Source organism: Lysinibacillus sp. NPDC093190 (genome assembly GCF_050280425.1).
GTDB lineage: Bacteria > Bacillota > Bacilli > Bacillales_A > Planococcaceae > Lysinibacillus.
The window spans coordinates 19,174-28,743 of sequence record NZ_JBNNVG010000046.1; the positions used below are offsets into that span (position 1 = coordinate 19,174).

A 9,570-nucleotide genomic window follows, 5' to 3' on the forward strand; every position below is an offset into this window, starting at 1 on the left:
GGCCGTCATCTGCACCTGTCTTTTAGGTGGTAAATTTGTTTATATATAGTCTATTAGCATTTTTACTCGCAATTAGTATTTTTTTGCCAAAATTTCTGCCAGATCCATGCACATAATTCAATTATATAGTATCCTAACAATAACTTCCTATAAAAAGACTATCAATCTAAAAAAATCTCTTTCTGTTTGTGAAGAGGATGAGCTACTTATATAGATTAGCTTGAAATAGGATAAAATGCACCGATACAAAAGGTAGCAAATTAGAAATAAATGATACATATCTATTTACCTATAAAAGGAAAGGGTGGGCATTTTGAAGAAACCACTACAGGTTGGTGTAATAACAAGTCTACTACTAACACCGGCAGCGATTGCCAATGCTCAAGAAACACAACCTCAAACAATCTCTCAGGCAAATCAAGTTGCTAATGTGAATGCAGCAGCAGTAGACACTAGATCACAAACAATTGCACAATTTGGCAAATTATCTGTTACGTCAACAGATAATGAAATGGTGATAGCAAAGGGAGATGTAGAGGTTTTAAGTACTACAGACTTCAATCCTGATGAAATCACTTTTATTAAAGCAAAGTACGAATATGTTGTTGCCCAACGAGCTTTATTGTCTAAATTAAAGGATATTGGAGCAGGAATAAGTAAGTTGTCTTATACAAGTAAAACATTTGTTGATGATGTGACAAAAGTTTATAACGAGTACAGTACTTTTTTAGGTTCAAATCCTGAAACAGGCTCTTATTTAAACGTCCAAGATACTTTTGAGAAAGCTGTAAATGCAGCCCTTGCGTCAACGGATGCAAAGGGCATTGTTTCAACAGTTCGAGGTACATCACTACAATATGGCTATGGTGAGCCAGAGCGTATAAATTATTTCAAAAAGAGCGGCGCAGATAGTGAGAAGCTTTTGAACATGTACAAGGATGCAGAGGCTGTAGACCAAACAATTAAAAATTTAGATTCTTTTATTACTGTTCTAGATAACCAGTCATCCACTTCTACTGAAATCAATGATGCTGCTGCTAAAGTAACTACTGAACTGAACAAATTCACTGCTGATCAAAAGAAAATTATTACAGCCTATAATCCTAATAATGCAGCGATAACACCATACAAAAAATATACAGAAGTGTTAGCCAACCTATCTTCAGCTGATCAAGTAATTGCGAGTATTACAACGCTGACGCAAAAGAAACCAGAAGATTTCGCATCTGCTACAAGCTTTATTAGTGCAGTAACAGCAATTGAAACAGCCTACAATAAACTTGATGCCGGCTCAAAGCGTTTAGTTACAAATTTTGATGAGTTTAAGCAGTATCAGGATGTTGCTAATACTTCCAAGCAAATTACAGCACTAAAACCGTCAAATAATGCGGATTATCGAACAGCAGTGAAGGCAGCAAGAGATAAATACTCAACATTACCATTAGAAAAAAAAGATTTTGTGAAAAATACCGCTGACTTAGATTTAGCTGAAGCAAATATAGCAGCAGCAGAAGAAATTGAGAAACTCATTGCTGGAATTGCCAATGCTACGGATAAAATTACGCAAATAGAGCAAGCGCGTGCAGCTTACAATACACCAGTAGCATCTGACGGGAAGAAAATAGATGCAGCTACTGTCAAAAAAATCGTCAATAATTTGTCAGAGCTAACAAGCTGGGAAACATCACATAAAGCTGTTTTAAATGTAGTTGCGCTTGTGGAAAAGCTAGACCCAGCTGCGAAGGATTATACTAAAAAAGCGAAGGCTGCTAATACGGCTTACCTAAAGCTAGATCCGGCAAAACGCGAATTCGTTAAAAGCTATAAATCGTTGAAGGATCAAGTAGAGGCGATGGATATTGTGTCACGCATCATGGCTTTAAACCCATCGCAAAAAACATATACGGAAGCAGTCAAGGAGTTATTTGCTGATTATGAGAAACTATCACCTGACGGGAAAAACCTTGTAACAAATTATCCTGATCTTCAAATCGCGAATGGCTATATTACAACAGCTAAAAATTTCGATGATCGTGTTATCGCTTTAGGTAATGAGCCAGATGCAACCTTTGTATCGAAAGTAGCGGCGATGTCTGCTGAATATAAAGCGATGGATAAAAATGCGAAAAAATTAGTCACACAATCCAAGACATTAACAACTTATGAGAAAAATAATGCCAATGTTGTGAAGGTTATTAAAGCTATTGACGCTTTAAATCCAGCAAGTAAGGATTATACAAAAAAGGTTTTGGCAGCACGTAAGGCATACAATGCATTAGACCCTGCCTCACAAAAACGCGTAACAAACTACAATCAACTAACAGCAGTTGAGGATGTTGCTACATTAATAGGCTTGATTGAAACATTGAAACCGACTAGTAAAACATTTTTAAATGATTTAGATTCTGCACGCAAAAATTATGATGCATTACCACTAGAAAAGCAAAATGCTGTCACAAATTATGAAAAGCTTGTCACAGCTGAGACTGAACTAAAATCTGCGCATATAGTTATTGAATTGATAGATGCGGCAGTGCCTAGTGATCCCGATTATTTAACGAAGCTTATGAATGCTCGCGTTGCCTACGATAAACTAACATCAGGACAGAAAAAGCTTGTCTCTAATGTGAAGGTGTTAACAGATCGTGAAAAAGAAGTAAAAGCAATTTTAAATACTATGGTGCAAATCGATGGTATAGAGCCGGGCACAAGTAAATTTGTCAGTCAAGTAAACTCAGCACGAAAAGCGTACGATAAGCTGACAAAAGACCAAAAGCTATATGTCAAAAATATTGATATTTTACAAAGCTATGAGCCAACTGCCAAAGTAATTGAATTAATTAGCAAGCTAAAGCCGTCAAGTAAAACGTTCAATGCGGATACAGTACAAGCTCGAGCATTATACGATGCTCTAAGTAAGGACATGCAGCAATATGTTACAAACTACAATTTATTACAAGCTGCTGAAGCAAGCATCTTAGGTGCAGGTAATGTACAGCGCATGATTGATGAGCTTCCGACTGTTCCGGCAAATCAATATATTAAACGCATTGAAGAGATTCGTGCAGCATATAATGCATTACCAAAAGATCAACAATATGCGGTTGAAAACTATAAAACATTGCAAGAACAAGAAAAAATTATTAAGCCTGTCATTAGTGTTGTCAATGAGATTGATAAACTTATGACATCGAAAAATATGGACAGCCAATATCAAAAGATTTTAAAAGCATATGACAATCTTACTGCCACTCAGCGTAAATATGTTTATAACGAGCAGCTACTTCTATCATTAGATAACGTTATTAAAGTTTATCAGAGTATTGCAGCTTTAAAGCCAAGCGATAAAATGTATTTTGGTATGATAGAATCTGTGCGAAAAGATTACGATAGCTTAAGTACTACAGATAAGCAAAGAGTATCTAATTACAATATTTTGCTTGAAGCTGAGAAAAATATGAGTGAAGTAAAGAAAGTCGTAGAGATTATAGCTAGTCTAAATCCAACTTCTAGCACATATATTCAAGATGTAGCGAATGCTTCTGCTGCATATAAAGCGTTAGATTCTAAAGTAAAAGGACAAGTTCTTAACTACGATACTTTAAAGAAAGCTGAGAAAGATGTAGCGGCAGTGTTAAAAGTAGTGAATGCGATTGGCGAGTTGGATCCAGACGCTAAAACGTTTGAAAAGAAAGTACTGGCTGCACAAAAACTATACGACGCACTTACTCTTGAACAGCAGGACTTAGTGTATAATTACCGTATTTTACAGGATCATATAAAAACATTAGGTTTATAATAAGGAGAGAGGGCAAGTCCCTCTTTTCTTTCTTTATAATTAAGGAAAGGAAGCGTTAATTTGTCGACTAAGAAGGTACATAAAGCATGGGCTTTTGCAACCGCTGCAGTAGTTGTTCACTGTGTTGCGGCCATGCCTGCAGAAGCAGCAACAATGCCATTTACAGATATAAAAAATAACGGAAACGAAGCAGAACTATACAAGGCAGTTAGCGAATTATATAGCCAAGGAATTGTATTTGGGACAACTTCGACGACGTTTAGTCCTTATCAAAACTTAACGCGAGGGGAAGCGGCATACTTTTTAGCTGAAGCTTTAAAATTGGAGACAAAAAATGTAGTAAATCCTGGCTTCAGTGATGTACAAGCCTCTCATAAATATTACGGTTATATTGCCGCACTTGCTGAAAAGGGCATTATCCAAAAAGGTACAAATTATAATCCAGATCATTTTATTAAACGAAGTCAAATGGCAAAGATGTTGACACTTGGCTTTGATTTACAGCAGGCAACATCATTATCTGCCCCATTTTCAGATTTTACAACAGATAATGAAACTAATATGTATATTCAAACGTTATTAAATTATGGGATTACACAAGGTACTAGCGCGACCACATTTTCACCTTATACAGATGTTCGACGTGGTCAAATGGTTTTATTCCTTTACCGCACCTTACAAAAAACTGAAGACGCTTTCTACATTATTAGCGTTGAATAAATGCGAAGACTCACTCTTAGTTTATCTTCAATCTTAGAGTGGTTTTTTTGAAATATTAAAGGTAAAATAAGGTAATAATGGAATGTGCGTTTCACATCAACCAAAGTTGGGTGAAGCCTGGTTTATACATAATTAAATGAAGGAGGAGGTAGCTATGTTTAAAAAAGTATCGAGTGTTGTTGGCATGTCTCTTATTTTGCTGACTACATCATATGCTGTGCCTCTGACAAACGCATCTGAAGAAGTATTGGCAGCTAATATTGCAAAGGATGTTTCACAATCACATTGGGCAAGAAGCTCAATAGAACGTATGCTAGAAAAGCATTATATGACAAATTATCAGGATGGCTTCTTTAGACCAGAACAACCGATTACTAGGGCAGAGGCTGCAGCTGCAATTGCTCGTTCCATGCAGCTAAAACTGGATACCGATTACTCTCCCAATTTTACAGACTTATCAGCCAATCATCCGTACTATAAAGAAATTTGTGCCTTAGTGGAATTAGGGATTTTACAAAATGGTGATTGCTTCAACCCTGACGCACCTTTACAGCGCGCGCAAATTGCCAAGATGTTAACACTCGCTTATCAAATTGAAGTCGATTCCCAAAATAATAGTAAGTTTAGCGATGTTAAGGATGGATATTGGGCAAAAGACTATATTGAATCACTTGCGGATGTTGGTGTTATTAAAGGGATCAACGCACAGCAATTTGCACCAAATCGATTGGTAACACGTGCACAATTTGCTTCTTTGGTTGAAAGAAGTCTCGACTTTTCAACGAAGGTAACAAATCTCGAGGTAGCCTATGACTATTTATCCAAGTCTTATATTCCAACAAAAAATTATTCACCAACCATGTCTAATGATGTAATACGTTTAGTCAACGTCGAACGACAAAAAAGAAAGCTACAACCCCTTAACGATGATGCAGCTTTAACACAAATTGCCGTTATTAAGGCGCAGGATATGGTGAATCGACATTATTTTGAGCACGAATCACCTTACTACGGGATGCCCTGGGATTTGGCAACATTATTCGATTATCCATATACGAGCTTAGGAGAGAATATAGGAAGAAAAATTCCAACACCCGATGCGGCCGTCAAAGCATGGATGGCTTCACCAGCACATCGTGAAAATATTTTGCGAGAAAATTACACAAATACCGGGGTAGCGATTGCTGTTGATAGCAATGGATATTACTATTGGGTGCAGTTATTTTCTAGTCAATAGCTTGTGCGGAGCGGATAAAGGAATACCTGCGAAGATGAGGCAAGTACCCGCGAAAGGTGATCAAATACCACGCGTACTCCTTACATCCTTTAATGGGAAATTGTATCGAAAATGCTCATATCTAACAGTTGGAAATTGAAAATGCACTAAATCTCGTAATCTATTGTGACAAAGCGTAGCTAATATTACAGGAATGTTACAAAAATCCCGTATATCCATTATTTAATACCCATATTTTAGCGCTGATAAACCACGAAACGTTGGTATATCAGTGTTTTTTTGTGCTCTCAAAACCGTTACACAATTGAAAAATTAAAATAGCATCTTTTGTGATAGTCTATTTATAGGCAAAAAAGTTCTGAGAGGGGTATACCGAAAATATGAAAAAGAAATGGTTATTACCGATTTTTGCATCTTTCATGTTATTTACAACAACTCAAATAGATAAAGCAGAAGCAGCTACAGTATCTGATGTTACTGATACAGCGTCAAAATATTTAGGTGTTCCATATCTTTATGGAGGTACAACTACTAAAGGGCTCGATTGCTCAGGATATACATCTAAAGTCTTTGCAGATTTAGGTATTGAATTAAACCGTACTTCAGGCTCACAATATCAACAAGGTACTGCGGTAGCAAAGAAGGATCTTGAAGTTGGAGATTTATTATTCTTCAATACTAGTGGTAAAGGTATCTCACATGTAGCTATTTACATGGGTGACGGGAAAATGATCCACTCACAAACAGGTCAAGGTGTTAGTTACTCAAATGTAAACGATCCATATTATTGGGGTTCTCGTTACATCGGTGCTAAACGTGTAGCAACATTTGATAGCGAACAAGCAGAAGCTGTTAAAGAAGAAGTAAAGGAAGCTGCGATTGACTTCACAGTTTACGCTTCTCGTGCTGAAGTGGCAGAGCAAATTGCTAAAGCACTTAACTTGGATACATCCGATAAAAATACGAAATTTACAGACGTAAAACCAACATATGCACATGCTGGTGCGATTGCTGCTGTATCGAAGTTAGGTATCTTTGATGGTGATGGTAGTGGGAAATTTAATCCATCTTCACCGATAACACGTGCTCAAATCTCGAAAGTATTAGTACATGCCTTCGTATTAAAGCAACAAGGCGATGTTGTAACATTTACTGATGCTCCTGCAAATCATTGGGCAAATGAATTTGTTTCAATTCTTGCTTCAAATGGTATTACAGAAGGTAAAGGAAATGGTAACTTCGGTTACGATGAAATGTTAAAAATTTCTCAACTTCAAACATTTATTGAACGTGCACAAAAATAACAATAATAATTAAATTCCGTATTACTTAGACAAGGGCTACGTTTAAAGTAATACATTGCAAGGAAGTTCTTTTATATAATGTATAGAATGAGGAGAGTTTGCACTTGCAGGCTCTCTTCTTTTTATGAAATATACCAAAAATCGGGGTGATGCCTAAAAATAGGAGAATAGTTACATTCGTATGATAGTTTTGTCTGTGCAAGTTTGCTAAAATGTACACGAGAACAGGAAGGGAGGAAATAAGACATTGTACCTCAAAAAAGTCAGTCTTATATTATGCGTCTTATTCATTTCAGCTTCTATGTTTACAATACATAGCGCCCAAGCAAGTGGTGGGTTTGTAGATGTTCCTAAAGATCATGAAGCTTATGAAGAGATCAATTATTTAGTTAGTTTAGGTGTTATTAAAGGGTATACGGAAAACGGCAAAACGTATTATAAACCTTACAACACAGTAACGCGTGGACAAGTTGCCAAAATGGCTGTAATTGCATCAGGTAACCAGCCACTAGTTGTCAATAAATCAAGCTTCTCCGATGTAACAGTCGGTACAGAGCTTTCAGGCTATGTAGAACGAGCTATACAGCTTGGCCTATTTAAAACAAATACTCAGGGGCAATTCTTACCGAACAAGCCTTTAACTCGTGATGAAATGAGTTATGTATTAACAAAAGCATTTAAACTTGATACAAGTGAATATGAAAATATCGATTCTCCTTTTGTGGACGTAGGTATTACTCATCCGTACGTTACATACGTTAATACAATTTACTATAATGGTATTACAAAGGGAACGGGTCAAAATTATAACCCAAATAACCAAGTGACACGTGCGCAGTTTGCATTATTTGTAGCGCGTGCGAAAAGTGAAAAGTATCGTTTAGAGCTACCAGTTAAAGGTATAGGTGTACCTGATACAACACAGGTCATCGGTTTAATTTCTGTAACAACTGATGGATTAAATATTCGTAAATCAAAAGATTCTTCATCTACTACTAATATTGTAGGTACTGTCAATAAAGGTGGTAAACTATCAGTCTATGCAGTTGAAGGAGACTGGTTAAAGGTTACTTATAAAGGTGCCTTTGCTTATATTTATAAAACGTATGCACAGTTTTTAGATGCAGATGGTAACGCATTAGGGAATGTCCAAAAGCAAGTTACTGCAACACAAAATTTAAATCTTTACGTAAAACCAACATCTTCCTCAAAAGTTATTACATCCGTTAATAGCAAAACAAAATTCCCTGTTTATAAGACAGTAAGCGGCTACCATCTAACTGTAGTAAACGGTATACCAGGCTATATCGTGGCTAATAGTACAGAGGACGTTGAAGTAGAAAAACCTTCTACTCCAGATCCAACTCCACCAACAGTTTCTGGTGATCTATTAGGTCGAGTGACGGTTGACAATTTAAATATTCGCAAAGAAGCTAACTCTACTTCTACAGTACTAGGTAAGCTGAAAAAGGGCGAATATATTCAAGTAAACAGTATTAACGGTTATTGGGCACAAGTGACTTATCAAGGTCAAAAAGGGTATGTCCATAAATCATACTTAAAGCTACTAAATCAAAGTGGTAATCCGTTGAAAGATCGAATTATCATTCTTGATCCAGGACATGGCGGTAAGGACCCTGGAGCTGTTGTAGGTTCCAATTCCGAAAAAGCTATCACATTAAAGGTCGGCACACTTGTGAAGCAAAAGCTAGAGGCTGCAGGTGCGAAGGTATATATGACTCGTACAGGGGATACGTATCCTTCACTTCAAGACCGCGTTGACTTTACAAATGCTAATTACGGTGAAATCTTCGTAAGTATCCATGTGAACTCAGCAGCAAATACTTCTGCACAAGGTACTGAAACATATTATGCAATTTCAACAGGTGATATGTATCAAGAAGACATTGATCTTGCGACATTTGTAAATAATCAAATCGTTAATAACTTAAATATGAAAAATCGTGGTGTTAAAGAAGAACAATACTATGTAATTCGCAACACGATTATTCCAGCCATCTTAGTTGAGCTAGGCTTCCTAACAAATAGCGAAGACCGCGGTAAAATGACTGATGATAAATATGTTGAGTTATTTGCTGATTCAATCTACAAAGGGATTTCACAATACTACGCGAAAAAATAATAAAAACGGGCTACATTGTTCAATATGAACGATGTAGCTCTTTTCGTTTGATAAAAATAAGGTAAGTACATGAATTCTAGTATTTATAGTTTTAGTATAATGGTTACTCTTAATGATAGTTTTGCCTGTGAAATTTTGTTAATATTAATGTTAGAACAAGAAGGGAGGAAATAAGACATTGTATCTCAAAAAAATTAGTCTTATATTATGCGTCCTTTTCGTTTCTGCTTCAATGTTTACAATACATAGTGCACAAGCAAGTGGCGGTTTTGTAGATGTTACGAACAAGGATGACGCATATGAAGAAATCAATTATTTAGTTAATTTAGGTGTTATTAAAGGGTATACAGAAAAGGGCAAAACGTAT

Annotated in this window: 6 protein-coding genes; all 6 read left to right on the top strand. The window is 36.4% G+C overall.

Features of this window, described 5'->3' with window-relative positions:
- Positions 1 to 304: 304 nt before the first annotated feature.
- The gene (locus ACQKOF_RS23460) at positions 305 to 3,799 is read left to right on the top strand and encodes a hypothetical protein (protein WP_427562409.1); all 3,495 of its coding nucleotides are present in this window, start codon (positions 305 to 307) and stop codon (positions 3,797 to 3,799) included.
- Positions 3,800 to 3,859: 60 nt separating this feature from the next.
- Complete coding sequence (locus ACQKOF_RS23465; RefSeq protein WP_427562412.1) at positions 3,860 to 4,519, top strand: S-layer homology domain-containing protein; 660 nt, start codon at positions 3,860 to 3,862, stop codon at positions 4,517 to 4,519.
- Between the two features lie 154 nt (positions 4,520 to 4,673).
- Entirely contained in the window at positions 4,674 to 5,756 is a 1,083-nt protein-coding gene (locus tag ACQKOF_RS23470) for an S-layer homology domain-containing protein (RefSeq protein ID WP_427562415.1), read from the top strand.
- Between the two features lie 380 nt (positions 5,757 to 6,136).
- Positions 6,137 to 7,060 carry an NlpC/P60 family protein gene (locus ACQKOF_RS23475; protein ID WP_427562417.1) on the top strand — a complete coding sequence of 308 codons (924 nt, stop codon included), beginning with the start codon at positions 6,137 to 6,139 and terminating at the stop codon, positions 7,058 to 7,060.
- A gap of 247 nt (positions 7,061 to 7,307) precedes the next feature.
- Positions 7,308 to 9,203, top strand: coding sequence for an N-acetylmuramoyl-L-alanine amidase (locus tag ACQKOF_RS23480; RefSeq protein WP_427562420.1), 1,896 nt, complete (start codon positions 7,308 to 7,310; stop codon positions 9,201 to 9,203).
- A 178-nt stretch (positions 9,204 to 9,381) separates the two neighbouring features.
- Positions 9,382 to 9,570 (top strand): S-layer homology domain-containing protein (locus tag ACQKOF_RS23485; protein ID WP_427562423.1); only part of this gene is annotated, 189 nt, incomplete at its 3' end.